This window comes from Photobacterium marinum (assembly GCF_000331515.1).
Classification (GTDB): domain Bacteria; phylum Pseudomonadota; class Gammaproteobacteria; order Enterobacterales; family Vibrionaceae; genus Photobacterium; species Photobacterium marinum.
On record NZ_AMZO01000076.1, the window covers coordinates 1 to 503 of the forward strand.

Consider the following 503-nt stretch of genomic DNA (forward strand, 5'->3'; position numbering starts at 1 on the left):
GAGAAAATGGTCACGACCGGATACGCAGTCCAGCAACTGAATAACCGCTCAAACCATATTGTCCAGCTACTGCAGAAAGTCACCAGTGTCGCCATCCTATGGCTGGGCGCAACAGAAGTGCTGTCATTACAGATGACCATCGGCCAGCTGATTGCGTTCAATATGATGACCAACCATATTGCGCAGCCCCTGTCACGAATGGTTGAGCTGTGGGGCCAGTTTATCCAGACCCGGGTCGCGGTTGAAAAGCTCGGTGACATGCTCAACCTGCCGCCGGAACAACATACCGGCAGCGATAAGGTCACGCTGCATGGGGCGATTTCATTTAAAGACATCGTGTTCCGCTATCAGCCGGACATCCCGCCGACCATCAACGGCCTGTCTCTGGATATCCGCGCCGGGGAAACCCTGGGGGTAGTCGGCACCTCCGGCTCGGGCAAAAGTACCCTGGCCAGATTGCTGCTGCGGCTTTACAGCCCGGAGCAGGGGCAAGTGACCGTCGA

General features: G+C 56.7%; 1 protein-coding gene. It reads left to right on the forward strand.

Annotated elements, in window-relative coordinates; all coding sequences use genetic code 11:
* Positions 1-503, forward strand: a 503-nt coding sequence (locus C942_RS24190; RefSeq protein ID WP_036801896.1) for an ATP-binding cassette domain-containing protein, incomplete at both ends; no start/stop codon positions are given.